General features: G+C 42.2%; 22 protein-coding genes and 1 pseudogene. 6 read left to right on the top strand and 17 right to left on the bottom strand.

Annotation, left to right across the window (positions count from 1 at the left end):
• Positions 1 to 63: 63 nt before the first annotated feature.
• Entirely contained in the window at positions 64 to 1,041 is a 978-nt protein-coding gene (locus BM003_RS07500; RefSeq protein WP_093671689.1) for an alpha-ketoacid dehydrogenase subunit beta, read from the bottom strand.
• Positions 1,038 to 2,138, bottom strand: coding sequence for a pyruvate dehydrogenase (acetyl-transferring) E1 component subunit alpha (gene pdhA, locus BM003_RS07495; protein WP_245734145.1), 1,101 nt, complete (start codon positions 2,136 to 2,138; stop codon positions 1,038 to 1,040). Before pdhA ends, BM003_RS07500 begins: the two co-directional genes overlap by 4 nt.
• Positions 2,139 to 2,517: 379 nt before the next feature.
• Between pdhA and def the strand changes: the two genes are divergently transcribed.
• Positions 2,518 to 3,075 (top strand): peptide deformylase, encoded by a 558-nt coding sequence (gene def, locus BM003_RS07490; protein WP_093671687.1) that lies wholly within the window; start codon positions 2,518 to 2,520, stop codon positions 3,073 to 3,075.
• Positions 3,076 to 3,355: 280 nt separating this feature from the next.
• On the opposite strand, the gene BM003_RS07485 is transcribed toward def, so the two are convergent.
• Complete coding sequence (locus tag BM003_RS07485; protein WP_093671685.1) at positions 3,356 to 4,144, bottom strand: Cof-type HAD-IIB family hydrolase; 789 nt, start codon at positions 4,142 to 4,144, stop codon at positions 3,356 to 3,358.
• A gap of 301 nt (positions 4,145 to 4,445) precedes the next feature.
• Here BM003_RS07485 and BM003_RS07480 point away from each other — a divergent pair, with 301 nt between their 5' ends.
• The gene (locus BM003_RS07480) at positions 4,446 to 4,655 is read left to right on the top strand and encodes a DNA-dependent RNA polymerase subunit epsilon (protein WP_093671683.1); all 210 of its coding nucleotides are present in this window, start codon (positions 4,446 to 4,448) and stop codon (positions 4,653 to 4,655) included.
• A 3-nt stretch (positions 4,656 to 4,658) separates the two neighbouring features.
• Positions 4,659 to 6,365 (top strand): ribonuclease J1, encoded by a 1,707-nt coding sequence (rnjA, locus tag BM003_RS07475; protein WP_093671681.1) that lies wholly within the window; start codon positions 4,659 to 4,661, stop codon positions 6,363 to 6,365.
• Between the two features lie 94 nt (positions 6,366 to 6,459).
• On the opposite strand, the gene BM003_RS07470 is transcribed toward rnjA, so the two are convergent.
• From BM003_RS07470 to BM003_RS07435, 7 genes are all read right to left on the bottom strand, one after another.
• Positions 6,460 to 7,476, bottom strand: coding sequence for a cytochrome d ubiquinol oxidase subunit II (locus BM003_RS07470; RefSeq protein WP_093671679.1), 1,017 nt, complete (start codon positions 7,474 to 7,476; stop codon positions 6,460 to 6,462).
• 161 nt (positions 7,477 to 7,637) lie between these two features.
• Entirely contained in the window at positions 7,638 to 9,449 is a 1,812-nt protein-coding gene (locus tag BM003_RS07465; protein WP_093671677.1) for an ABC transporter ATP-binding protein, read from the bottom strand.
• The gene (locus BM003_RS07460) at positions 9,449 to 11,218 is read right to left on the bottom strand and encodes an ABC transporter ATP-binding protein (RefSeq protein ID WP_093671675.1); all 1,770 of its coding nucleotides are present in this window, start codon (positions 11,216 to 11,218) and stop codon (positions 9,449 to 9,451) included. Before BM003_RS07460 ends, BM003_RS07465 begins: the two co-directional genes overlap by 1 nt.
• Before the next feature lie 614 nt (positions 11,219 to 11,832).
• Positions 11,833 to 12,381: a peroxiredoxin gene (locus BM003_RS07450; RefSeq protein WP_093671671.1), complete on the bottom strand. Its 549-nt coding sequence runs from the start codon at positions 12,379 to 12,381 to the stop codon at positions 11,833 to 11,835.
• Positions 12,382 to 12,742: 361 nt separating this feature from the next.
• Positions 12,743 to 13,852, bottom strand: a complete 1,110-nt coding sequence (locus tag BM003_RS07445; protein WP_093671669.1) for an N-acetyldiaminopimelate deacetylase — start codon at positions 13,850 to 13,852, stop codon at positions 12,743 to 12,745.
• 41 nt (positions 13,853 to 13,893) lie between these two features.
• A complete protein-coding gene (gene dapD / locus BM003_RS07440; RefSeq protein WP_093671668.1) occupies positions 13,894 to 14,604 on the bottom strand; it encodes a 2,3,4,5-tetrahydropyridine-2,6-dicarboxylate N-acetyltransferase in 711 nt (236 codons plus the stop codon).
• A gap of 44 nt (positions 14,605 to 14,648) precedes the next feature.
• Entirely contained in the window at positions 14,649 to 15,518 is an 870-nt protein-coding gene (locus tag BM003_RS07435) for a transcriptional regulator CcpC (protein ID WP_093671666.1), read from the bottom strand.
• Positions 15,519 to 15,671: 153 nt separating this feature from the next.
• Between BM003_RS07435 and BM003_RS07430 the strand changes: the two genes are divergently transcribed.
• Complete coding sequence (locus BM003_RS07430) at positions 15,672 to 15,881, top strand: aspartyl-phosphate phosphatase Spo0E family protein (protein WP_093671664.1); 210 nt, start codon at positions 15,672 to 15,674, stop codon at positions 15,879 to 15,881.
• Positions 15,882 to 16,213: 332 nt separating this feature from the next.
• On the opposite strand, the gene BM003_RS07425 is transcribed toward BM003_RS07430, so the two are convergent.
• Together BM003_RS07425 and BM003_RS07420 are read right to left on the bottom strand one after the other, a co-directional pair.
• Entirely contained in the window at positions 16,214 to 17,221 is a 1,008-nt protein-coding gene (locus BM003_RS07425; RefSeq protein ID WP_093671662.1) for an inorganic phosphate transporter, read from the bottom strand.
• Positions 17,222 to 17,336: 115 nt separating this feature from the next.
• The gene (locus BM003_RS07420; protein WP_093671660.1) at positions 17,337 to 17,957 is read right to left on the bottom strand and encodes a DUF47 domain-containing protein; all 621 of its coding nucleotides are present in this window, start codon (positions 17,955 to 17,957) and stop codon (positions 17,337 to 17,339) included.
• Positions 17,958 to 18,238: 281 nt separating this feature from the next.
• On the opposite strand from BM003_RS07420, the gene BM003_RS07415 reads away from it, so the two are divergent.
• Positions 18,239 to 19,468 (top strand): MFS transporter, encoded by a 1,230-nt coding sequence (locus tag BM003_RS07415; protein ID WP_093671658.1) that lies wholly within the window; start codon positions 18,239 to 18,241, stop codon positions 19,466 to 19,468.
• A gap of 88 nt (positions 19,469 to 19,556) precedes the next feature.
• Positions 19,557 to 20,156, top strand: coding sequence for a TetR family transcriptional regulator (locus tag BM003_RS07410; protein WP_093671656.1), 600 nt, complete (start codon positions 19,557 to 19,559; stop codon positions 20,154 to 20,156).
• A gap of 65 nt (positions 20,157 to 20,221) precedes the next feature.
• Here BM003_RS07410 and yfkAB read toward each other — a convergent pair whose 3' ends face one another.
• The 5 genes and pseudogenes from yfkAB to BM003_RS07385 all read right to left on the bottom strand — a co-directional run bounded on the left by yfkAB (position 20,222) and on the right by BM003_RS07385 (position 24,898).
• Positions 20,222 to 21,352, bottom strand: a complete 1,131-nt coding sequence (gene yfkAB, locus BM003_RS07405; RefSeq protein WP_093671654.1) for a radical SAM/CxCxxxxC motif protein YfkAB — start codon at positions 21,350 to 21,352, stop codon at positions 20,222 to 20,224.
• A gap of 115 nt (positions 21,353 to 21,467) precedes the next feature.
• Positions 21,468 to 21,737: a hypothetical protein gene (locus BM003_RS07400; protein ID WP_093671831.1), complete on the bottom strand. Its 270-nt coding sequence runs from the start codon at positions 21,735 to 21,737 to the stop codon at positions 21,468 to 21,470.
• A gap of 261 nt (positions 21,738 to 21,998) precedes the next feature.
• Positions 21,999 to 22,064 (bottom strand): annotated as a pseudogene (locus BM003_RS07395) (YjcZ family sporulation protein); the annotation flags it as partial.
• 133 nt (positions 22,065 to 22,197) lie between these two features.
• Complete coding sequence (locus BM003_RS07390; RefSeq protein ID WP_093671652.1) at positions 22,198 to 24,150, bottom strand: ABC transporter permease; 1,953 nt, start codon at positions 24,148 to 24,150, stop codon at positions 22,198 to 22,200.
• Positions 24,137 to 24,898 carry an ABC transporter ATP-binding protein gene (locus BM003_RS07385; protein WP_281242878.1) on the bottom strand — a complete coding sequence of 254 codons (762 nt, stop codon included), beginning with the start codon at positions 24,896 to 24,898 and terminating at the stop codon, positions 24,137 to 24,139. The genes BM003_RS07390 and BM003_RS07385 overlap by 14 nt, the downstream gene beginning before the upstream one ends.
• Positions 24,899 to 24,968 lie beyond the last annotated feature (70 nt).

The raw sequence follows: 24,968 nt of genomic DNA, 5'->3' as shown, positions 1-24,968 counted from the left end.
TGGCACTCACTCCTTCACGTCCTTGAACAAAGTCTGTTCATCTGATCATTGATACTGCTCTCATCAAAAGTTCATGGTTTCTTTTACTTTGTTCACAATGTCTTTCTCATTCGGAAGCCATACATCTTCTGCCGCAGCAAACGGAAAGACCGAGTCCGGCGCAGTCACTCTTCCTACCGGCGCCTCAAGATAAAGCAACGCTCGATCGTTAATTTCCGCAATGATTTGAGCGCCAATACCCGCTTGTTTTTGCGCTTCCTGAACAACAACTGCATGATTTGTTTTCTTAATTGACGCTGTTATCGTATCAGTATCTAACGGACTGATTGTCCTGAGATCAATGACTTCACAATCAATGCTCTCTTTTTTTAATTGATCAGCCGCTTTCAAAGCAGTTCGAACCATTGCTCCATACGTAATAATCGATAAATCTTTTCCCGCACGAGCAATTTTGGCCTTCCCAATTTCTATTTTATAAGCTTCTTCCGGAACTTCTTCTCTAAATGAACGATACAGCTTCATATGTTCGAGAAAAACTACTGGATCATTGTCTCTAATCGCGGCGATCAACAAGCCTTTTGCATCATACGGATTAGACGGTATCACAACCTTAAGCCCAGGACACTGTGCGAAAAGTCCTTCAAGGTTATCTGCGTGAAGCTCGGGAGTTTTTACACCGCCGCCAAATGGTGATCGAATCGTGACCGGCGCATGATACACTCCGCCGGACCGATATCTCAGTCTGGCAAGCTGCGAGGCAACACTATCCATTGCTTCAAACACAAATCCGAAGAATTGAATCTCCATCACCGGTCTATAGTTTTGTAATGCAAGACCAAGCGCAAGTCCGCCTATACCCGATTCAGCGAGTGGTGTATCAAATACACGTTCCTCACCGAATTCATCATAGAGTCCTTCCGTGGCGCGGAACACGCCTCCGTTTTTTGCGACATCCTCACCAAAAACAAGCACGTTTTCATCACTTCTAAGCTCGGTTCGCATTGCATCAGTAATTGCCTGGATCATCGTCAATTGTGTCATCGCTGATCCCCTTCCCGCGTACTGTATTCCTTCAGCTGCTCTTTAATGTTCTGTGTCGGCTTTTCGTACATATTGCCAAGTAGATCGGTAACCTTTTGCTTTGGGACACCATCCGCCTGTTTTAGAGCTTTTGCTACATCCGCTTTTGCTTGTTCCGCTGCTTGTTCCTCATCGTCATGTGACCAAAGTCCAAGCTGTTCCAAATAGAGGCGGAATCGAATGAGCGGATCCTTTTTCTCCCATTCGCCTGTTAACTCCTCTGTCCGATAACGTGTCGGATCATCTCCGGCCATCGTGTGTGGTCCATATCTATAGGTCAAGGTTTCGATCAACGTCGGTCCTTTTCCGGCAAGAGCGTGATCACGCGCCTCTTTGGCAGCTGCATACACAGCGAGTGGATCCATGCCGTCAACTCGAATGCCATTAATTCCAGCGGCTGCCGCTTTTTGCGCCAACGTTTCCGCAGCCGTTTGTTTTTCAACAGGCACAGATATAGCAAATCGATTATTTTGGCAAATAAAGATTGCGGGAGCCTTATACACACCGGCAAAATTCATCGCCTCGTAAAAATCTCCTTGCGAAGTCGCACCGTCTCCGAAGTAGCAAAATGCGACTTGCGACTTGCCTCTTTTCTTCAATCCGAGCGCAACTCCCGCAGTCTGCGTACATTGCGCTCCAATAATAATCTGCGGCATCACCGCGTTAAGTTCTTTAGGATATTGTCCGCCTTCAAAATGTCCTCTTGAGTAGAGAAATGCTTTATATAGTGGGAGTCCATGCCAAACAAGCTGTGGAATATCTCTATATGAAGGCAGCAGCCAGTCTTTTTTGTCCATAGCGAATTCACTGGCAACCATTGATGCTTCCTGACCGGCAACCGGTGCGTAAAAGCCCAACCTGCCTTGTCGATTTAACGAAAGCGCGCGCTGATCCCAAATTCTTGTATAGACCATGCGCCGCATTAGTTCTCTTAATTGATCATTCGTCATTTCAGGATTCTTTTGATCGTTCACAACATGACCTTGTGAATCAAGAATACGTAACGTTGGAAAAAAGTTTTCAATCTGTCCAGAATAGTTCACAGGCAAGTCCCTCACCTCTTCCCACAAGTATGCGTGTTTGTTTATATTTTTAGTAAAGAGACATATGTCACTTAAGCGCTTTCAATAAAAAAGGGACACTCAAAAACAGCTCGATACAGAAAATACGTTTTTTGTATCCTTTTCCATTCTAAACGTCCGCAAATAGATATGCTGCGTGATCAAAGACGTTTAAATGACCTTTACTGATTTTAGTTTATAATACCTCATTCAATGAAGTCAAACGTTAGAACCTGGCTGTCATCGTTATCATCGTTTATTTCAAACAGGACAGTAAACATTGCGTTATTTTAATGATACACTAGAGTAAGAGAAGAGATAAAGCGAACTGCATCACCAGTTACTTTATTGAATGGTTGAAGGAGTGACTCAATACATGATTACAATGGACGATATTATTCGAGAAGGAAATCCGATACTGAGACAAGTAGCTAAGGAAGTTCCATTACCGGCTTCGGATGAAGAAAAGAGCACATTAAAAAAGATGCTTGAATTCCTCAAAAACAGCCAAGATGAGGAGGTCGCAAAGAAATTAAACCTGCGCGCAGGTATAGGACTTGCAGCCCCTCAGATTGCACTAAGCAAACGAATGATTGCACTATATTTGGATGATGAGAATGACAAGCATTATGAATACATGCTATTCAATCCCAAAATAATCAGCCATTCAGTTGAAAACACCTATCTTGAAGGCGGGGAAGGCTGTCTGTCTGTAGACAGAGAGGTTCCAGGCTTCGTTCCTCGTCACGCCCGCGTTAAAGTAAAAGCATTTGATATAGACGGAAGACCAGTGACCCTACGCCTGAAAGGTTATCCGGCGATTGCCATTCAGCATGAGATTGATCACCTGGATGGTATTCTCTTTTATGATCACATCAATAAACAAGATCCCTTTAAAATACCGGATAATGTAATGGAAAAAGATACCTACTAAACCACCAAGAAACTGTCCCAAAAAGGGCTCAGCGGTAAACTTATTCTGTGCTTCGGCTGCTCGAAATCAAATGGGCTGCTCCCCAGAATACCGTACCTGCATTTGCCTTATCATTATGCCGTTGTTCTTTTTTCTCAACTCATAAAAAGGGTGCCTCAAAATGGAGTTTGAGGCACCCTTTTTACATGTAAATGTGTAGATTCAAAGAGAGTTTACTCCCTCGACTAAGGATTCACGATATCAAGAATCCAGGCCAAATTTCTAACAGGCTGCGTTAAAGTTACAACAGACCTATATGCTTTAAACCATTGTAAATTCCATCTTGGTGTACAGGAGTCGTCACAAAATCAGCTGTTTTTTTCGCTTCATCAACCGCGTTCCCCATTGCCACTCCGGTACCGACATAGGAAAGCATTTCAATATCATTATTTCCATCTCCAAAGGCGCAAGCATCATCCGGTGTGAGACCCATTTTTTTCAGGAGCTGCTTGATTCCCTCTGCCTTTGATCCACGGTTAGGAATCACATCTACACCGTAATCATGCCAGCGCACGTACCTGAACTCATCGAATGGCGATTGCTGAAGAAAACGTGCATCGTCATGCTTTCCATAAAAAACCAAACCTTGGTATACCTCATGGTTTTCAATGAAATGCGCGTCACTTTCCGGAAATGGCATGGGCAGTTTCAGACTTTCAATACTTTCCTTTGCCTTCTCATCTGCTTGCCCATCTAATTTAATCAATTGATCGTTTACAAAAGCAAACGACCAGCCCAACTCCCTTGTTCGCGTAACAAGCGCGTGCAAGGTGCTGTCGTTTAGCGGGTTCGTGTACACCGTTGAATCTTCATAAACAACATAAGAACCGTTGAAACTGACAAATGAATGAATGCCAAGATGATTTCTTAAATTGCGGAACATAAACGGTGAACGCCCGGTAGCGATCGCTGTCAGCACACCTTTATCCTGTAACCTATGTATCGCTTCTTCAGTTGAGGCCGGAATTAATTTGTTCTGATCATACAAGGTATCATCAATATCAAAAAAAACGATCTTCGGTTTTGCCAATCGTTACATCCTCCCTTAGTTGAACGTCACTGATCAACCCTGCCGCTTGTTATTTTCACGGCATTATCCTATAACCTTCATACTATCTATTATATCAGTTCTATCGATTTATTTGGTTGTTCAGGTATTAATTTTTACTGTTTGTTAAAGCTAAATTTGATCTTTTGAGAACTATAGCACATTACAACTCTTAGCAGACAAATCTTATGAATTCATCCGGAAACAGATCTTGGACAGTGAAAAAGCACGCCATTTCATATATAATGATCTGTAGAACATTTTTTTGGAAGGAGTTTGGAACATGATTTATAAAGTATTGTACCAACCATCAAGAGACGAGGTTCCGGTACGTGAGCAAACGGGGGCTCTTTATCTTGAAGCAAACGACGTTCGTGACGTTCGCAAAAAACTTGCAGACAAACCCTATAATGTTGAGTTTATTCAACCGCTGACCGGTAAATTCCTCGATTATGAGCAAAAGTCTGCCGAATTCAAACTGGAGAAGCTGTAACGTATGAAATTTGTGAAAAACCATCAAACGGCCGTTTTCTCTCTCGGCGGGCTTGGAGAAATCGGCAAAAACACCTATGCGGTTCAGTTTCAGGATGAGATCATCGTAATTGATGCCGGCATTAAGTTTCCGGAGGATGAACTACTTGGCATTGATTACGTCATTCCGGATTACAGCTATTTAGTAAAGAACGCTGATAAAATTAAGGGTTTAATCATTACGCACGGCCATGAGGATCATATCGGCGGCGTTCCCTATTTATTACGCGCGGTTAATGTGCCGATCTACGCCGGAAAATTGGCAGCTGGTCTAATCCGTAACAAACTTGACGAACACAATCTTCTGCGCACCACGGTCATTCATGAGATCACTGAGGACGACGTCATCAAATTCCAGAAGACATCGGTTAGTTTCTTTAGAACGACGCATAGTATTCCTGATTCATATGGTGTCGTTGTTAAGACACCCCAAGGAAATATTGTTGAAACAGGGGACTTTAAGTTTGATTTCACACCTGTTGGCGGACAGATAGCCAACCTCACAAAAATGGCTGAAATCGGTAAAGAAGGCGTCCTTTGCCTCATGTCGGACAGCACAAATGCTGAGGTTCCCGGTTTTACAATGACCGAGCGTGAAGTTGGCGAAAACATTAAAGATATTTTCCGTAAAGTGGACGGACGGATTATTTTCGCTACATTCGCTTCTAATATCCATCGTCTCCAGCAAGTTGTGGATGCCGCAGTAGCTACCGGGCGTAAAATTGCCGTTTTCGGAAGAAGCATGGAAGCTGCAATAACAATCGGAGAAGAACTCGGATATGTTAACGCACCGCAGGACACATTTATTGACCACCAACAGATCAATCACTTGCCCAATCAACAAGTGACCATTCTGTGTACCGGAAGTCAGGGTGAACCAATGGCCGCATTATCTCGAATTGCCAATGGCACCCATCGTCAAATTCAAGTACACCCTGGTGATACGGTAATCTTCTCCTCATCCCCTATTCCGGGAAATAAGGTCAGCATTAACCGTACAATCAATCAGCTTTATCGCGCCGGAGCGGATGTCATTCATGGCAAATTGAGCAACATCCATACGTCCGGACATGGTGGTCAAGAGGAAGAAAAACTAATGCTCCGTTTGCTAAAACCGAAATTTTTTATGCCCATCCATGGTGAATACCGGATGCTTAAAAAACATGTCGAGACTGCACACGCATGTGGGATTCCATACGATCACTCATTTATCATGAATATCGGTGACGTTTTGGCGCTCGATCAAAACTCAGCGAAAGTCACCGGTAAGATTCCATCTGGATCTGTTTATATTGACGGAAGCGGAATTGGCGACATTGGTAATATCGTTCTCCGCGATCGGAAGATTCTTTCCGAAGAAGGATTGGTTATTGTGGTCGTCAGTGCGGACATTGACGCACACAAGTTATTAGCCGGTCCGGATATCATTTCACGTGGATTCGTCTATATGCGTGAATCAGGGGATCTCATTAACGAAGCACAAACTTTGCTCGCTTCTCGTCTCCAGGAAGTTATCCAGCGGGATTCCTTACAGTGGTCGGAAATCAAGGGTGAGGTAACAAATATTCTTGCACCATTCCTTTATGAACGGACACGCCGCAGACCAATGATTCTTCCAATCATAATGGAAGTTGATGAAAAAGCGAACAAACAAGTGGAAAATAGTAAATAAGCGCAAATACCCCAAATCAAAAGCACAGCGAGCCCATGAACGGTTCGTTGTGCTTTTACTTTTTTATACAGCAGAGAAACAATAGACACGTTTTCTAATTAGATTTTCGAAATGCTGCATTTCGCAACACGCCACGTCTCCTCATTAAGAGGAGAAGCGATAGTAACGTAGGTGCGGTAATTAACGTAATCAGGAAAAACCACCCTGACTGACCCCAGTTGGATAGTTGTGAATCAATCACTATATCCGGATAAATGAGAAACGGGAGATGTGTAACCGTATACCCGAAAAAAGCGAAAAAATATTGCAACATGACCAAAGTGAAAACAAACCGATATTTTCTCAAGAATACGAGTGTCACAGCGACTAGCAAACAAATAAGCGAGAACATGAACAACCATGAATCGCCGAGCATCGCAAGAAAATGATCCGGATTCTGAAGCTCAATCCCCAGAAAAACAAAGCCACTTGCCAGCACCGTCGGCATACTCATAAAGAGTGCGATCGTTCTAAAATGATCCGTTAATTTCCGATTTCCGATCAATGAGGCAAAACAAACAAGATGCATCGCACCTATGTAAAAAATACTGACAATAGCAATGACCATTACAGACCAAAAGTATAAATTAGAAAACATGTACGTAAGAAAATCGAAAAGGCCTCCCGCCCCATAAATAGAAAAGCCGCCTTCACTAATCACCAGCGTGATACTGAGCACCGTTGGAATAAAGATCCCCAATACACCGTTTCCGGCAAAAAAGAATTTGCTTGCCTTTCTTCCTTTTGGCAGAAGCTCGGCCATCGCAAAGAAAGCACCTTTGAGAACTGTGAGAAGGATCGCGAGTACAGCACAGAACACCAATGGCGTTTGAAAGTTAAGAACAATCTCGGGAGATAAACCGATCACAGCTGTAAAAATAAGAACAAAGCCAATATTTATAAGCTCTGAGACTGGTGACAGCCAATTTTGAAGCGGCATATAAAGACGCTCTTGTTTTATAAGAAGTTGTCCATAAAACAAATAGAAACCCGTTCCGAATTCAATTGATGCCGTGATCATATACCCGTAAATAATAATCCACAGGGTGATCATAATCAATTGTTGCACCATGACCTGCTCTCTCCAATCTGCGGGCTCTCCGCACTATTGCGGCACGCATAACTATTATACCAAAGAACCATCCGGCAATCTTAACTCAATGAATGATACAAAGTACTGCAATGATAAAAACATCAATTCTTGTTCAGCCGTGTGCTCAATAGAAAGATTAATTATGATACTCCGTCGAGAGCATTGTACTGACTGAGCACCAAATCAAAATACCTGCCTTGCAGCTCCATTAGTTGCTGGTGAGTACCTTTTTCAACAATATCTCCCTCGTTCAGTACAACAATTTGGTCTGCATCTCGTATCGTGGATAAACGATGAGCGATGATTATGGATGTTCTCCCTCTCAATAATTGTTTCAGCGCTGTTTGAATAACTGCTTCCGTCTCTGTGTCTATGCTTGCCGTTGCTTCATCAAGAATGAGAATTTTCGGATCTGAGAGCAAGGCTCGTGCGAAAGAAATGAGCTGCCGCTCACCAACAGAAAGAATATTGCCTCGTTCTTCTACCTCAGTAAGATAGCCATTCGGAAGACTTTGAATGAATGTGTCTGAGCCAATTGCCTTTGCCGCCTGAATAACCTCCGCATCAGTCGCGTCCGGGTTACCAAAGCGAATATTATCCATGATTGTTCCAGAGAAAACATAGGTCTCCTGAATCACTGTTCCCACACTTGCGCGCAATTCACGCAAATCAAGATCGCGCACATCGATACCATCAAAACGAACGGTACCCGCAGTCACATCGTAGAAGCGACTAATCAGGTTGGCAATCGTCGTTTTTCCTGACCCTGTGTGTCCAACCAGAGCCCAAGTCTCTCCTGCCGGAATATGAAATGAAATTCCTTTGAGTGCTTTTCGTTTGCCGGTATAGCTGAATTCCACGTGATCAAAATCGATCGTACCGCGCACATTTTTCATGCTCGTTCCATCTTTTTTATTTGGAACACTTGGCTGTTCATCCAGAAATTCAAAAATTCGTTCCGATGATGCCATAGCAACAAGTAGTTGATTATACACTTGACCAAGACGTGAAATCGGCCCCCAAAACATACCAAGATAAAAAGCGAAGGACACAAAAGTTCCGATTTCAATCGAGTTCTGATGGATAAGAAATGAGCCAAACCAGATTAAAATTGCTGATCCAACTGCATTGGATAGATCGACAAATGGCCGAAACATCGCATTTTTTCGTGAAGCCTCTTTCCATGCTAAAAAGTTCTCCGTGTTGACTCCGTTAAAATAAGCTCTGTTCTCTTCTTCTTGAGTAAACGATTGTGTCACACGTATTCCTTGAATACTCTCATTTAAATGGGAATTCAACTTTGACATTTTCATACGCACTTTTTGCCATGCACGGCGAATACTGCGCCGCAACTTCGTTGAGATAAAGAACATCAACGGAATGACAATCAAAACTGCGATTGCAAGAGGTGGACTGAGCACAAACAAAATCACAAAAATACCGATCAAGGTAACAATATCCATCAGAGTATTGATAACCCCGTTGGTAAACAAGTCTTGCATTGAGTTGACATCGTTAATGATACGAACAAGAATTGAACCAGCCGACCTCGAGTCAAAAAATCGGTGAGACAGATATTGAATGTGATTAAATAAACTCTCCCGCAAATCATGAATCACATACTGACCGAGTTGGTTTGTCGTCCGAATTCTGTACCAATTGCTGACAAATGACAGTCCATATAACAAAGCGGTTATTGCGACTAGCCAGTAAAGCATGTTGTAATTTTTTCCGTCAATCGCCTGATCAAACGCATAAACGCCAATTATAATCGGAATAATGAGTCGAATAACTGTCGTAACAACCATAGCCGCGACTGCCTTCGGAATCAGCGTCTTTACATAGGGACCTAAATAGTTAAAAAGTCGAAGCAGCTGCTTCCAATTGAATGGTTTTTCAATCACCCGGTCCTCAGGATAGAAAAATCGTTCTTTTCCCATTTCGCTCTTCATCACCGATTCCTCCCCGGACGTGCGACTTGCTGCTTTATAAGATCACGATCCTTAAATTGAATATCATAGATTCTTCGATAAACACCATCATGGCGGACTAATTCATCATGGTTTCCACGTTCTTTAATTCGGCCATGTTCAAGTACAAGGATTTGATCCGCCATCTGCAAGGATGAGATTCGATGGGCAATGATGAATGTTGTTCTGCCCTTCATCAATTCTTTAAATGCCTTTTGTATTAATCCTTCAGTACGCATGTCAACTGCACTTGTTGCGTCATCCAAAATTAAGATGCTTGGGTTGACAAGCAGAGCTCGAGCAATCGAAATGCGCTGCTTCTGACCACCTGATAGTCCCATTCCTCGCTCACCAAGAACCGTATCATAGCCGTTCGGCAGCGTACGAATGAATTCATCTGCTTCAGCACGTTTTGCCGCCTGCACCACTTCTTCCATCGTGGCTTTCGGATTTCCATAAGCAATATTATCCCGAATGGTTGATGAGAAAAGGAAATTTTCTTGCAATACATATCCGATATTCTTCCTAAGAGACTTCAAGTCGTAAGATTTAACCGGGCAGCCATCGATGCGAACTTCGCCGCCAGTCACATCATAAAAACGTCCGATAAGCTGAGTAATACTTGATTTTCCTGAACCTGTAGCTCCCATTAAACCGATAACATTCCCCGGTTTTGCTTCAAAGCTAATCTGTTCAAGTGCAGGCACTTTTTCATTTGGATAAAGAAGAGATACTTTTTGAAAAACAACATCTCCGTCAAGACGCTCCTTTTGAAACGCATCTTTTGGAGTCGCAATGTCACTTTTTTCGTCAAGAATTTGAAGCAGGCGCTCTCCGGAAGCCTTCGATTGTGAAAAAGTATTGATCATAAATCCAAGACTCATTAAAGGATCCATAATATACCAGACAAGGCTGAAAAAAGCGACCAGTGCCCCTGGTGCTAGATGTCCGGATATAACAAAATAGCCGCCAAGTGCTAGTATGAAGACCGTACTTATGTTTCCAATAAGTTCCATTAGTGGAAAATATTTTGCCCATATATCAGCGGTTACCAAGTTTCTCGTTCTGTATGTTTGATTACTCTCTGAGAAACGGTTTATTTCAAAATTTTCTCTGCCTAGCGATTTAATCGTGTTCATGCCGCTAATATTTTCTTGGACACGTGTATTCATGCTTGCCAGTGACAGCCGAATTTTACGAAATGCAGGGTGAACTCGCCTGTCAAAGCGAAAAACACTCACACAAAGAAAAGGAGGCATCGCCAATGTGACAAGTGCCAGTTCCCAAGAATAATAAAACATGAGTGCAATGCTGAATCCAACCAAGACAACAAAATTAACAAGTTGCGTAAATCCTGCAGACAGAAAAAAACGGAATCCTTCAACATCGGCTGTCAGTCGCGACATCAAATCTCCGGTTTTCGCACTGTCATAATAGTGATAAGGAAGATATTGTAGTTTCTTATAAAGTGCCTCTCTCAAGTGAAAAACTGAGCTGACACCGAACATATCGCCCCAATATTGACTATAGTAACTTGAGAATCCTTTAACAGCCATTATAAGTACAAAGCCAATAGATAAAATCGGAATAAGCGAAATGTTCCGACGGATAATTGCTTGATCAATGGTCAGTTGCAAAACAATCGGATACACGATTGTGATTGCACTGCTGAGAATGAGAAATAACAGAGATCCAAACAAATACTTCCTATCTGGCCAATAGAATGGTTTCAGTCTTTTGAATATATTCACTATGCAGCCCCTTCCCCTATTGTTCCGCTTTTAGAAGGTGTTCAAAAAGTCCGGGATAAATAATAAGGATCTTTCACTAAGAGGAGATAGGTTCTTTCGCTAAGAACATGCACGTCCTGTACATAACGCGAAAGTCACCGCATCCTGCGGAAGTTCTGCGTCAGCTTGTTTCTCCTCTCCTCACGTATCATTTGCATCCGCTCAGGACGAGCTAGTGTCAGGCGTGCCACAAGGACGTGGTGATTTGCCTGAACTCGGCTCTTTTTTTCCTCCTTTTTGAACAGACTCTTATAGAATGTGGAACAATTCTTTATGTATGATCTTGCAGTACCCCCCATTTTAACAGATTGAATGCAGACAACAAGTCTTTCGCTCCTCGCATGACAGATCTTATCTGTGATCATTTTTAATTTTCATCCAGAGTTATTGATTTAAACTGATCAAAAAAACTGTCTTTACGAAGTCTTGGGCAAAGGCAAGTAACAGAGGTGTCTCTAATCATTCCACCGAAAATTTTACCTTCCTTCACATATGAAAAAACAGGACAAATTGTCCTGTTTATCAAAAGCAGTTATTCTGCCGATATTTATTATTTGGTTCTGATATTTTCCGAATCACACGTGCAGTGTTTCATCACCAGGGTGCCAGTTTGCTGGGCATAGTCCACCGGATTGAAGCGCTTGAAGAACACGCAATGTTTCGTCAACATCACGACCGATATTGTTGTCATTGACAACTGAGTAACGAAGATCACCTTCAGGACTTATGATAAACAAGCCTCGAAGTGCAACACCTTCTTCAGGAATAAGTACACCGTACTTTTCTGCAACTTCGTGAGTGTGGTCAGCCGCAAGACTGAAGTTAATTTTGCCAATGCCGCCTTCTCTTCTCGAAGTCTTCATCCAAGCTTGGTGTGTGTAGATTGTGTCACAGGAACAACCAATGATTTCCGCACCAATATCTTGAAATTCTTCATAACGGTCACTAAATGCCGTGATTTCAGTCGGACATACAAAAGTGAAATCCATTGGATAGAAGAAAAAAACTGTCCACTTTCCAGCTTTAATGTTCTCTTCCAAATTCGCTTTACCGAATGAACCATCCGCATTGACACTGTCAAGGTTAAATAAAGGGGCCTTTGCACTTACAAGACGTTCTACCATATTTCGATAATACCTCCCAAAAATTAGCTTCTTTCCTCATGGATCATGAGGCTATGTCACTAATTATAGTATTGCAATTAATTTAAGTCAATATTAAATGATAATTAATTTAAATTAATTATAAATACTGATGCAAAAGAATATTAACCATAAAAACGGGTCGCTATATTATCATTTAGAACTAATTTTATCAAATAATATGCTTATTAAATTTTTCATTCCGCTGTCACTTATTAATGATAGCACGTAACTACCTGATCTCCCATTAATACGCTTATAAGCAATTCATACACAAAAAAAAAGAAACCGGAACGAAAAATTCTTTTCGTTCCGGTTGATTGACTCATTCATTCTATTTTGTTTAAATGCCTTCTCTAATATACGTGCTAACCACCTTAACTCCTTGAGCGAGTGCTGCTTCATCAGGCTTAAAATCCGCCGAGTGTAAGCTGGACGTTTTACCGATTCCTAACCAGAACATGAATCCGGGTAATTCTTTCAAGAAATAGCCAAAGTCCTCGCCTGCCATCGCATCATCACAAATGATATATGGGAAATCTTTACCCTTACAAAAGAGTATGAATGGATCAATATATTCTTTACGATTGAATACTTGGTAATAATTGGCTCCATAATCAATTGTTCCCTTACATTGGTAGGCAATTTCAATCGCTTTAACTTGCCGTTCTATATCATCTTTAATCAGCGCCATAGTATCTTGCCGTAGTGTCCTTATTGTTCCTTCAACACGAGCATGCTCAGCAATGATATTTTGCTTAAATCCACCGGTGATTTTTCCAATCGTGAGTACGGCGGAATGCAGCGGATTAACCCGGCGCGCGACAATTGTCTGAAGCCCGACTATAAAATGGCTGGCGGCGACAATTGTATCATGAGTTAAATGAGGACTTGCAGCATGACCGCCTTTACCATTGAAGTCAATGAAGAGCTCAGATGTATTCGCGAAAAGAATCCCTTCTTTTGTGGCGACCGTACCCGCAGGAAACTCCGGTGACACATGCAGCGCAAAGATTAGATCCGGTTTCCATGATTTGAATTCGTCACTTGCCATCATTGGCAATGCCCCGCCAGGTCCTTCTTCAGCTGGTTGGAAAATGAATAGTGTATCTTCTTTTACCGGATGCAGCACAATATTCTCAAGAGTGCCCAGCGCAATTGTCATATGAAAGTCATGACCGCACGCATGCATTTTTCCTTCATGCTTGGATTGAAAATCGTATCCAGTATTTTCTTTGACCGGAAGTGCGTCAATATCTGTACGAAATCCAATGAGCTTTGAAGGATCAGTACCTGACACACGAACAAGCAATCCGGTCTTCCACTTTTTCATTTGAATCCGATCTTGGGGCAGCCGCTGAATCTGTTCTAATAGAAACGCCTGTGTGTCCACTTCTTCAAAGCCGAGCTCCGGAATCTGATGCAAAGCACGTCTGATCCCAATATAGTCCATGATTGATCCCTTCCCATTTTGCGAGCAATCACCCGTATTTATTATAGCTGACGCAGTTCTTGCATAATTTCTGTTTTCGAACGCGTCTTCTCATCAATCTTCTTAAGGACACGGGCCGGTGCGCCAACGACAACTGTGTATTCCGGAACGTCCTTGGTGACAATCGCTCCGGCGGCAACAACCGCACCTTTTCCAATATGTACACCTTCTAGAACAACTGCGTTAGCACCAACAAGAACATCATCCTCAATAACAACCGGTTGTGCAGATGGTGGTTCGACAACACCAGCAAGTACCGCGCCAGCACCGATATGGCAGTTTTTTCCTACCGTCGCGCGTCCGCCAAGCACTGCGTTCATGTCGATCATCGTTCCCTCGCCTACAACAGCGCCAATATTAATAACAGCCCCCATCATGATCACCGCTTGCTTACCAATCTCAACCTTCTCACGGATCAGCGCCCCCGGTTCAATACGCGCTTCAATGCCTTTCAAATCAAGTAATGGCACCGCAGAATTTCTGGCGTTGTTTTCAACTACATAATCGCTAATTTTATCTTTGTTTGCTGCAAGAACCGGTTCAATTTCTTGCCAATCGCCAAACAGGGTACCCGCTTGTCCACTAATAAACGTGTGAACATCTTCACCGAATGATAAAGATGTCAACTCACCCTTTATGTAAACTTTTACCGGTGTTTTCTTAACACTGTTTTGCAAAAATGAAATAATTTCATACGCATCCATCTGCTTCATGAACGTTCCTCCTAATTGTCATTTCATTGCTATATTATCTAATTTCACGAGAAAAGTCTATGTTTCACCAGGTTTACAAACGCAAGAACTTGATCAAGATGAAGTGCCTCTCGATCGTATAAAAGCCAATTTTCGCGAACAATCGGCTGATTTTGATGATCCAGCAGTAAAATCTTGTTCACCGTATCTCGTTCTGTGAGACTGATCGACGGCAGAACCGCGTAACCAATTCCGTGCGTGACCATCTGTTTACACGTCTCAATCTGATCCACCATAATCGTGCGAACAGGCAATCTTAAATTTTGCGAATGCCACCAATTTTGAATGATTTGATCGTATGACGAGTCACTGCGAAACTGAATATAAGGACGTTCCTCATTCTTCAGTTCTTCTAATGTGGAGATCTTCGAATCCACAAAATTTAGCGGGTCGGAAAACAGATATACCTTTCCTCCACCCCACTTTGGCGTACCGCGTACGATCGCAGCATGGCAATCCGCCCGATACATCTGCTTCAAAATTTCGCTCGACCAACCCGTTGTCAGCGAAATCTTTACGAGCGGATGAGATTCAACAAAAGTTTTCAGAACATCAGGAAGCCAGTATTGACCATTCACTGATGAGACCGCGAGTTTCAGTGTCCCATGGATTTCCGACTCATGTGCCTGGAGCTCAGCGCGAGTCTCTGCCGCCCGTTCCAGCGTTTCACGCGCGAAACGTTCAACGAGTTCACCTTCTGCAGTTAATGCTACGCCGCGCTTTGAACGGACAAATAATTGAGTATTCCATTCACGTTCAATATATTGGAGCCTCTGGCTTAGGGCAGGTTGAGATACAAAGAGCCGTTCAGAGGCTTTTCGCATATTACCTTCGTCGGATAATATAGTGATCAATTCCAGGTCTGATAGCTTCATTCATCTTCCCCCCTGTGTTTCATTATAAATTGTAATACGCAAAACGACTACTTTTGATAGAGCCTTCGTTCATTTAGTAGACAAAAAAAAAGGACATGCTATAATAGATTTAATATCGGTAGTTTATACAGTGTCGGGAGGGGCTATGTGTTCATGTCTGAATTTCCAGCGGTATGTATATCCCAGGAAATTAGTACCGTTTATTCAAAAAATATAGAGAAGAAAAGACAGGAATTATTAAATACTGCGAAACGTTATGGTCTGTATGCCGAGCAAACATTGCGGTGTAGTCAAGAACTCGATCTATTGATTATTGAAGTACAGGAAAAGCATTCACCATCACTTGAGAGTGCGCAAATATAACGAAGTTATTACACACCTATTGATCAATAATGTTTCCGGCCAGTGGCCGGTCATCATTTTATTATTTTTTATCCCCCTGCTTGTAACCGCTTTTATGCAAAACTTTCACCACTAACTGTTAGAGATCTTGGGGTCGACAAGTCTCTAGCACAGGCGAACCCTTAATTGCATGTTCACTTCACTTATTCTTTTATTTTCTTACCAGAGTATTGAACTTGTACCGATTTCAGCTAATCCATAATTAATTAAACGTTCATGCATCCGTAGAATTGCGTCAGAACTATGTGTACTCAATCCAGTAAATAAAAAAAAAGCCCGTATAAGCGAGCTCATTAAAGGATCCAATTTAATAAACGATAAATGACAGCAGAGACAAGTGCAGTAAAAGGCAGGGTAATCACCCATGTAATCAGAATATTTATAGCCATTCCCCAATTCACGCCTTTGACACGTTCCGCTGAGCCAACGCCCAAGATCGATGAAGTGATCACGTGTGTCGTACTGACAGGAAAATGGATAAAGGTAAAACCAAAAATGATCGTAGCTGAAGATAGGTCAGCTGCCGCTCCATTAATCGGTTGAATCTTCATGATTTTGCTGCCTACCGTATGAATAATTCGCCATCCGCCAACAGATGTACCCATCGCCATAGCCAATCCGGCAGCGATACGCACCCACATTGGTATTTCAACCGCTGTGAGATAATTCGATGCTACTAATGCCATAGTGATAATACCCATCGTTTTCTGTGCATCGTTCGTGCCGTGTGCGAATGATTGAAGGGCAGCGGTAAATATTTGAAATATTCTAAAATGCCTATTGGTCTTCGTCAAAGAAAAATTGTGAAAAAGGAGTGTAAAAAGCTTCATTACTATGAAGCCAATTGTTATCGCGGCAATTGGTGAAAAAATTAAAGCCTCGAAAATCTCAATAAATCCTTCATAATTTAACGCGCCAAAGCCAAGTGCCGATATACCTGAGCCGGCCAGTGAACCGATGATCGCATGCGATGAACTGCTCGGCACTCCCAAAAACCACGTGGCAAGGTTCCACAGGATCGCTGTTATCAGTGCAGCCATCACAATAATTAATCCCGTCGTTTCATCTTTAATAGAAAAAGGATCAATGACTCCTTTACTAATTGTCTGAGCAACTCCGGTAAATGTAATTGCCCCCAGAAAGTTCATTGTTCCTGCCAGTATAATAGCAGCTCGAGGCCGCAACGCACGGGTAGAAACAGATGTGGCAATGGTATTGGCTGTGTCATGAAAGCCATTAATAAAGTCGAACATAAACGCCAAAAATACAATCATCAGCGTCAACGCAAACAAACTTTCCATGATTATAAAACCCTTTCCGCGTAAAAATGAATGCGTGAATTCTGTATTGCTTGCCTATTCTTCATTAAGAATAACCGATACAAAAAGATAGTCGCACCAAGATTCGTTAATACTGTCAAGCGTTACGCATCATGATTGTTTCAAGAGTATCTGCGACATCTTCACAACTGTCCGCAACACTTTCAAGCATTTCGTATAATTCTTTGTACTGAATGATTTTAATTGCATCTTTTTCATTTTTAAAGAGACTTGTAATGCACTTCACAAGTAAATCATCGCATTGCGTTTCGTAATCATTTATTTTGATCACACTATTGCGAATGCCGGAAAGATTTTTTTTACTCATCAGCGTAATCGCTTGATTAATTTCTTTACATGATTCATAGAGGATACCAACAAATTCAACCATGAATTCATCCGCGTGAGAGATACCATATATTTCGAGCCTCATCGACCATTCTTCAAAGCCATCTAATACATTGTCCATTTTCATTGCCAGTTCAAGAATATCCTCACGCTGCAGTGGTGTGACAAAGGTTTTGTTCAAGGCAATAATGAGTTCGTGAACATAAGAGTCACCCTTACGTTCATAATTTTTCATTTTTCGGGAAAATTCGTGTAGGTCGTCTTCATTCTTAATTTTGCTTTCATCAAAGAATTTTGCAGCATCCTCCAAATTTAGTGAGATAATTGAAAGCATATTCAAAAACTTGTCATTTTTCGACAAAAAGTGCACAAAGTCCACCTCTCCATATCATAATCAAAATTCTTTTGTCAGCCGAAACAAATATGAGTCTAAGCCTTGTTCAACTGAAAAAGAGCCCAAACTCCATTCTAACAGAACGCAGTAGATTTACAATCTGTTTTCAACTTGTTAAAAAAAGATTAACATATTTTTCGACTCGTTTCACATGCATAGTCACAAAAATTTATTTGAGTGAAAGCTGTTGATAATGACACCAATGTCGTTTATAATAACGACATTGGTGTCATTATACTTTTTTGGAGATGAATGATATGTCGGCTAATTTTTGGAAACTCCTTTCAGGGCGCGCACTCAGCACAATTGGAATGAGCCTGTACAACGTTTCACTGATTTGGTACATTTACCACCTTACTCAAGATACTTTTTACACTGGCTTAGTTGGTTTTCTTGCACTCGCCCCCATGATGTTTCAATTTCTGGTCGGTCCGCTCGTTGATCGAATGAATAAAAAGAGATTGCTTTGGACGACCGAACTCGGTCAAATCGTTTCGGTGGTCATCACTTACATTATGTTTACTACGTTTTGGCACTCTGCCGCAGCGCTCATCGTACTCACGCCGATCGTGGCTGTTTTAGGTATGTTCAGTAACCCTGCGGAAATGTCCTTGATTCCGGAATTTGTTCAAGAAGGACAGTACGCCGCAGCAAATGCTCTGATGAACGTGAGTTATCAAGCATTCACCATCATTTTCACTAGTCTGGCAGGAATTCTGATCGTCTTTATTTCACCCTTAACGCTCTATCTTTTGTCAATTCTTTTCAATGGTTGCAGTATCGTCTGCTTTCTTCTGATTATAAGAACAATGAAAGTCCAAAAGGAACCTGATAAACCAACAGATCTGAAGAAAAAATTCAAAGAATATTGGAATAATCTCACTTCCGGATTAAAAATAGTATCTGGTTCCTTTATTATCCAATTTATACCGGCGACTATTATCGCCAATCTGGTCTTCGGAATGCTCAACGCCACATTACCCGCTTATGCAGCAGGACGCGGCGGCGCGCAATGGTACGGCTTTTATCAATCAGCGGAAACAATCGGAATACTTATCGGCGCAGCTGCAGCCCCATTAGTAAAAAAATTTATGTTAGGAAGGTTGGTTATTTGCGGGTTTTTCTTATCTGGAATCTCATGGCTGATCTCTTATTTTACATCACTGAACAGTCTGTCGCTTATCCTATACGCGGCTAGTCTGGTTCCAACTGGCATGACAAATATTCTTTTTGTTTCAGCGTTGCAGAAGGCTGTTCCGCAAGAACATTTGGCACAAATCTATACCATTATGATCAGTGCCGGCGGATGTGCCATGCCGCTTGGATCATTATTTGGCGGACAAATCGCACATCTATGGGGTGTCGGTCCTATTTTCATCAGTATTGGGGCAAGTCTCTTATTTGTTTCTTTATATTGGCTCGCTCTGCCGATTTTGCGCCGGATGCCTGAACCAGACAGACTCGGCGCGGGAACATATAGCCTTTAATTGAGCGAAACGCGTACCGGTGATATGCAAAGCTCATGATCGATGGAGAATTGATTGTGATATACTGGAAAAAACAGGAGGTATGACGATGCCAAAGGTGAGTGAAGCTCATTTCGCGCAACGAAGAAAGCAAATCCTTCAAGCCGCCCAGAGTGTTTTTTCCAGCAAGGGCTTTGAACCGGCCACGATGCAGGACATTGTGAATGAAGCCGGAATGAGCCGCGGCGGTGTCTATCAGTATTTCTCAAGCACCGAAGAAATGATGCGCGCATTATTGGAAGACAATAATATGGAATTTGAGAAGTTTATTCATTCGCTTATTGAGAAACACACAAGCATGTGGAACGCGGTTCAAGATTATTTAGAGGCATTAGCGCATGAAGCTGGTACTCCTTTTTCCATAGCCGTCTATGAATACTTTGTCACCGGATGGCGCAATGAGGAACGAAAAACGTATTTAAGAAATCGTTATCTGAAAGGGCAATCCATTTTTTTACGTCTTTTCCAAGAAGGCGTTCGCCGTGGCGAATTTAGTCCACAGCAGCCTATTGAAGCAATTACACGTTTTTTTATTAACACGAGCGATGGAATTGCTCTAGAAGCGGCACTACTGGGGCACGAAGCGGTTGGTGCCGCAACTCAAATTGATGCCCTAAAGCTCTATCTCAAAGCGGCTTTAGATATTTAATAGATTAAAAGGTCCTTTGCAAAAAAAAGCAGAGGACCTTTTAATTTATTATAAATAGTTGTGAATCACCGTGCAATCAGCGCTTTTCGCTGCATAAAATCAACGTCTTTATAATAAGTATTTTTGACAAGTACATTGGGCCCGAGACACTTGACCGCGGGACAATGACAATTCAGCGATTTTGCGAGCGGGGTCATCAACCAGTGTTGATAAGCATCTTCAAGTGCTGTTGTTTTAATGTTGCCCAGTGCCGGCGCATCGCCAAAATCAGTCACGATAATATTGCCATCAAAAATGTTAACATTAAGCCGAGAACGGCCATCCGGGTCATTACGAACCGTTACATTTTTCTCATGATACAGACGTTCAAGCAATGCCAGATCCTTCTCATTTTTATTGCAAGGATAAAATGGCAGGGTACCGAACAGCATCCACACGTTCTGGTCACGACAATCAAGCAAACGATGAATACCGGATCGAATCTCATCAAGTGAGGCGACTTGTAACGCGCTGGCAAAATCGCTCGGATACATCGGATGTACTTCGTGCCGTTGACACCCCATCGCTACCACTTGTTCGTGAATCCGTTCGAGATGCGGCAATGTCCGCTTATTGATCATCGTTTCCGCTGAAACGATGACGCCACGTGCTGTCAGTTCCCGCGCGTTTTCAATCATGCGATCAAAAAACAGCCGTTGTGCTTCTATTTTCGGTTTCTTCTCCATTATAGCGAAACCAATAGTGGAATAATCTTCGAAGCTTCCATAGTTAAACGAAATATGAAGTACGTCAAGATATGGAATAATCAGTTCATATCGCGCAAGATCAAGCGTCAGATTCGAATTGATCTGGGTTCTCAATCCGCGTTCACGCGCATACTTTAAGATGGGTACCACATACTCTTTCACCGACTTGAGTGACAGCATCGGTTCGCCGCCTGTGATACTTAAAGCGTGAAGATCTTTCGCTTCGTCAAGCCGTTTGAAAATCAAGTCTAATGGAAGGGCATCCGGATCACGTTTCTGCAAGGTATAGCCCACCGCGCAATGCTCACACCTCATGTTGCAGAGCGTGGTTGTGGTAAACTCCACATTCGTCAGTGTTAAATGTCCATAGTGCTCCACATCAAAATAGGCTTCCCACGGATCATTTTCAGGACTGATCGGCGCTGTCCTTATGCGTTCAATTGTTGTCATGCAACTCCTACCCTTTCAATATGAATTTACGCTATTCATACTATACCATATTGAAAAGATAATTCACGGATTTGTCACATTTTAGATTGGGCATCACACTATACGCAAACCCTACTTAGGCTGTCTGAACACCACCAACTAAGTGTTTGGTAATATAGTCTTTTGTTTCATCAATTCCACTACCCTCAATAACGATCAGGCATTCATGATCATGAGAAAACAAAATAAAGGAAAGAAGTTCAGAAAGACGATGAACCTTTTGCGATTCATTTTTACCATATACATAAATATTTTGATTCCATTGCGTGCAGTAACCATAGAAATCAATGAATTTGTTTAGTTTCAGTTCCGCTGGGTTGAATTTGAAAGAAACGATGTTTGGCATCGCTGCAGGCACTTCCTTTCGCATAATTAAGATACCTTTATTGTCACACATTTCCGGCAAATTCTGAACGGGGTTTTTTTGTCGACTAAACACTAGTTTGGAAGAAGCAGTTCACAAAAAATTGTTTGACACTTTTATTTTGATTTTTGGATGAACGTCCGGATAGTTTTCCTTAAATTCTTAACTTTTATATTTTCTTGCCTGTGCAAAAAACCGGATTTCATTTATGACCTGAAAACCGGTTGACATCGGGATCATTTGTCAATAGAAAAGACCCACAATGATAAGGAGAATAAACATCACAACGATGAGAATAAACATACTGCATCCTCCTCTATTTTTCTATATCTTATGCAGTCATGTCCCCATTTGTATCAGCACGCGCACATTTTCGACAAAGAATCAATGTGCATTTGTGAATTGCTCGCTCCAAGTATTGATTGGGTTTGTTGCTCTTGTTTTATGAGGTGACCATCTTTGTATACGCGCGCACGGTAAACAAATAGTAAATAAAATAGATGAGCGCATAGATTCCCATACAAATCACAGCTGGAACGGTCAGATCATCGTCAATCATACGTGATAGCGCTCCTAACGCGATCGTACTATGCAAAACACCCATTACAAGCGGCAGAACAAAGATAAAGGCTGCTTGTTTCGCGATTGTTCCTCTAATCTCTCTGTTTGTCAGGCCCACTTTTCTCAGAATTGCATACTGCGGCTTTTCCTGCGCAGCTTCGTTCAGCTGTTTGAAATAAATAATGCTGCCGGTCGCCAGCAGGAAAACAAGGCCAAGAAAAGCACCCAAGAACATGATCAATCCGTAGGCTGTCATGGTCGAATGGTAGATGCCATAGAAACTGAATACACCGTAATAGTGAGCATTCCTTTCTTTGATTTTTTTTTCAAGATTATTCATGGCAATCAAAAATTGGTCATCCACTTTTCCTAAATGTTCCTGACCGGAGACATCAATTTGGTTCAAAATCAATGGTTTGCTCACCCTTGCTAGTTTCTGAAACATTGTGTCACTCACCACGACCGTCGTTGACTGCAAAAATTTCGTGCGCTCATAGCTAACGTAATGGACAAACGTTTTCTTTCCGCCATTTTCATAACTCTCGACTGATCCTATCTTGCCATTGTGACCAATATAACTTTTCTTAAATTTTTTCTCATAAAATTTTGCCAGCATTGTTGCTTCATTTCCGATGAGATGAATTCGATCCTTCTGCCCGTAACGCGCCGCCACTTGGTTATAAACAGCTTCAGAAATGATGTCGAATTCTGCTGATCCGCCATCATATTCCAACATTTGCACGTCTAAGTTGAGCGCAGGGACAGACACGTGAGAGGTAACTTTATGCTGCTCTCCATCTGCCCGCAATGCTTTGTAGAGTAACTGTTCTGCCTTATCCTGCTGATCCACTGGAATGACGTACTTATAGCTATGCGGAAAATTATTTTTAGTCCACTCGCCCGCATTGTAATAAAAACTATAGCTAGTTCCCACAGACACCAGGGTCACCGCGCTCATCGCTGCAATCACCGTCAGCACGCGCGCGTTTCCTCTCATCCGATACAAAAGCTGCGAGATACCAATTACATTTGTCCCTTTATAATAGACATTTTTTCGCTTGCGCATTTGTTTGAGAATAAAAACTGTCAATGAGCGAAAGAGCAGATAGGTGCCGGCAATGATGCATAAGAGCATCATAAGCGCGACAATAGGCAGTCGCCAAAGCGGTGGTTTCAAATCTTGAAGTACGAGAAAGTAACCGGTACCAATGAGTGCAACGGCAAGAAGCGCCTGAAAAATGGATACTTTTGGCTCACGATCGCCTTTCTTCTCATCACGAAAGAGTTCCACAAGTTGAAAACCATAGATCAAGCGGTAGCCATAGAACGAGGCCGTCACGATGATAACGAGAAAGACAATAATCGTCTCAAGAATAGCGGGCAATGAAATGGAAAAATGAACCGCCACAGTGATGTGCATCAATTTCATCAGAATCATAATAAAAAATTTTGAAAGCAGCATACCTATGAACATACCGACGGCAAGTGACATCAGACCAAGAATTAAGTTCTCAAAGAAAAGCATCCAACCGATCTGTTTTTTGCGCAAACCCATCAGTGCATACAAACCGATTTCTTTCTTGCGTCTTTTTGTGAAAAAGCTGTTGGAGTACCAGATGAATAGAGCAACAAAGATCAGCAGAACAATCGAAGCCGCTTGAAATGCGGTGTTGATTTTAACAGAATCCGCGGCAGCCGCTTGCGCCTCGTCATTATATTGAATAGACACAAAGATGAAGAAAATCAGCACACTGATGATCATTGAACCGAAATAGAGAAAATACTGAATGAAATTTCGTGCCATATTTCGGCGGGCAAGCTCAAATAAGGTCACTTGCCTCACCCCCTAAAACGGAGAGTACATCGAGGATCTTCTGAAAAAATTCCTTTCTTGAGAAACGGCCACGATCAAGCTGGGTGAAGATCTCCCCGTCCTTGATGAATAGGATTCGATGACAGTAGCTCGCAGAGAACGCATCATGCGTTACCATTAGTAAAGTTGCCATCTCTTCTTCGTTAAGTCGTGTCAACATTCGCAACAAGGTTGTAGCTGATTTTGAATCAAGCGCGCCTGTCGGTTCATCCGCAAAGATAATATCCGGTTTGAAAATGGTCGCACGTGCTACGGCTGTTCGCTGCTTTTGACCACCTGAGACTTCATATGGATACTTATTAAGCAGTTCCTTCAGCCCCAAAAAGTCGGCTGTTTCATGTACTCTTCGCTCAATCTCATTCGCGTTCACTTTCGCCAAGGCTAAGGGGAGTACAATATTTTCTTCAACAGTCAGCGTATCGAGCAGGTTATAGTCTTGGAAGATAAAGCCCAAATGCTCTCTTCTGAAAATCGCGAGTTCTTTTTCGTTCATTGTGTTCATATTCCGACCGTTAATTTCAACCGTTCCATCAGAAGGTTGGTCAATCGTCGACATGATGTTCAGCAGCGTTGTTTTCCCCGAACCGGATGGCCCCATTACTCCAACAAACTCGCCTTTGTCAATCGATAGATCAAGACTTCGAATGGCCGTATACGTTTGTCCTTTTCTTCCATAGACTTTCTGTAATCCTTTTGCATTCAGCAGCATCATAAACAGCCCCTTTATTATCGTTTCGTCCATTACTTTTTCATTGTAAATGACAACGTGCCGGGGTTCC

This window comes from Sporolactobacillus nakayamae, assembly GCF_900113325.1.
Lineage (GTDB): Bacteria > Bacillota > Bacilli > Bacillales > Sporolactobacillaceae > Sporolactobacillus > Sporolactobacillus nakayamae.
This window is presented reverse-complemented; position numbering and strand designations above follow the sequence as displayed.

Coding starts and splice junctions, on each gene's coding strand:
- BM003_RS07450 (WP_093671671.1), bottom strand. CDS start 12,381: ATGGTAGAACGTCTTGTAAGTGCAAAGGCCCCTTTATTTAACCTTGAC.
- BM003_RS07385 (WP_281242878.1), bottom strand. CDS start 24,898: ATGCTGCTGAATGCAAAAGGATTACAGAAAGTCTATGGAAGAAAAGGA.
- BM003_RS07435 (WP_093671666.1), bottom strand. CDS start 15,518: ATGAAGCTATCAGACCTGGAATTGATCACTATATTATCCGACGAAGGT.
- rnjA (WP_093671681.1), top strand. CDS start 4,659: ATGAAATTTGTGAAAAACCATCAAACGGCCGTTTTCTCTCTCGGCGGG.
- BM003_RS07480 (WP_093671683.1), top strand. CDS start 4,446: ATGATTTATAAAGTATTGTACCAACCATCAAGAGACGAGGTTCCGGTA.
- dapD (WP_093671668.1), bottom strand. CDS start 14,604: ATGAAGCAGATGGATGCGTATGAAATTATTTCATTTTTGCAAAACAGT.
- BM003_RS07415 (WP_093671658.1), top strand. CDS start 18,239: ATGTCGGCTAATTTTTGGAAACTCCTTTCAGGGCGCGCACTCAGCACA.
- BM003_RS07500 (WP_093671689.1), bottom strand. CDS start 1,041: ATGACACAATTGACGATGATCCAGGCAATTACTGATGCAATGCGAACC.
- BM003_RS07470 (WP_093671679.1), bottom strand. CDS start 7,476: ATGGTGCAACAATTGATTATGATCACCCTGTGGATTATTATTTACGGG.
- BM003_RS07410 (WP_093671656.1), top strand. CDS start 19,557: ATGCCAAAGGTGAGTGAAGCTCATTTCGCGCAACGAAGAAAGCAAATC.
- def (WP_093671687.1), top strand. CDS start 2,518: ATGATTACAATGGACGATATTATTCGAGAAGGAAATCCGATACTGAGA.
- BM003_RS07400 (WP_093671831.1), bottom strand. CDS start 21,737: ATGCCAAACATCGTTTCTTTCAAATTCAACCCAGCGGAACTGAAACTA.
- BM003_RS07465 (WP_093671677.1), bottom strand. CDS start 9,449: ATGAAGAGCGAAATGGGAAAAGAACGATTTTTCTATCCTGAGGACCGG.
- BM003_RS07425 (WP_093671662.1), bottom strand. CDS start 17,221: ATGGAAAGTTTGTTTGCGTTGACGCTGATGATTGTATTTTTGGCGTTT.
- yfkAB (WP_093671654.1), bottom strand. CDS start 21,352: ATGACAACAATTGAACGCATAAGGACAGCGCCGATCAGTCCTGAAAAT.
- BM003_RS07445 (WP_093671669.1), bottom strand. CDS start 13,852: ATGGACTATATTGGGATCAGACGTGCTTTGCATCAGATTCCGGAGCTC.
- BM003_RS07430 (WP_093671664.1), top strand. CDS start 15,672: ATGTCTGAATTTCCAGCGGTATGTATATCCCAGGAAATTAGTACCGTT.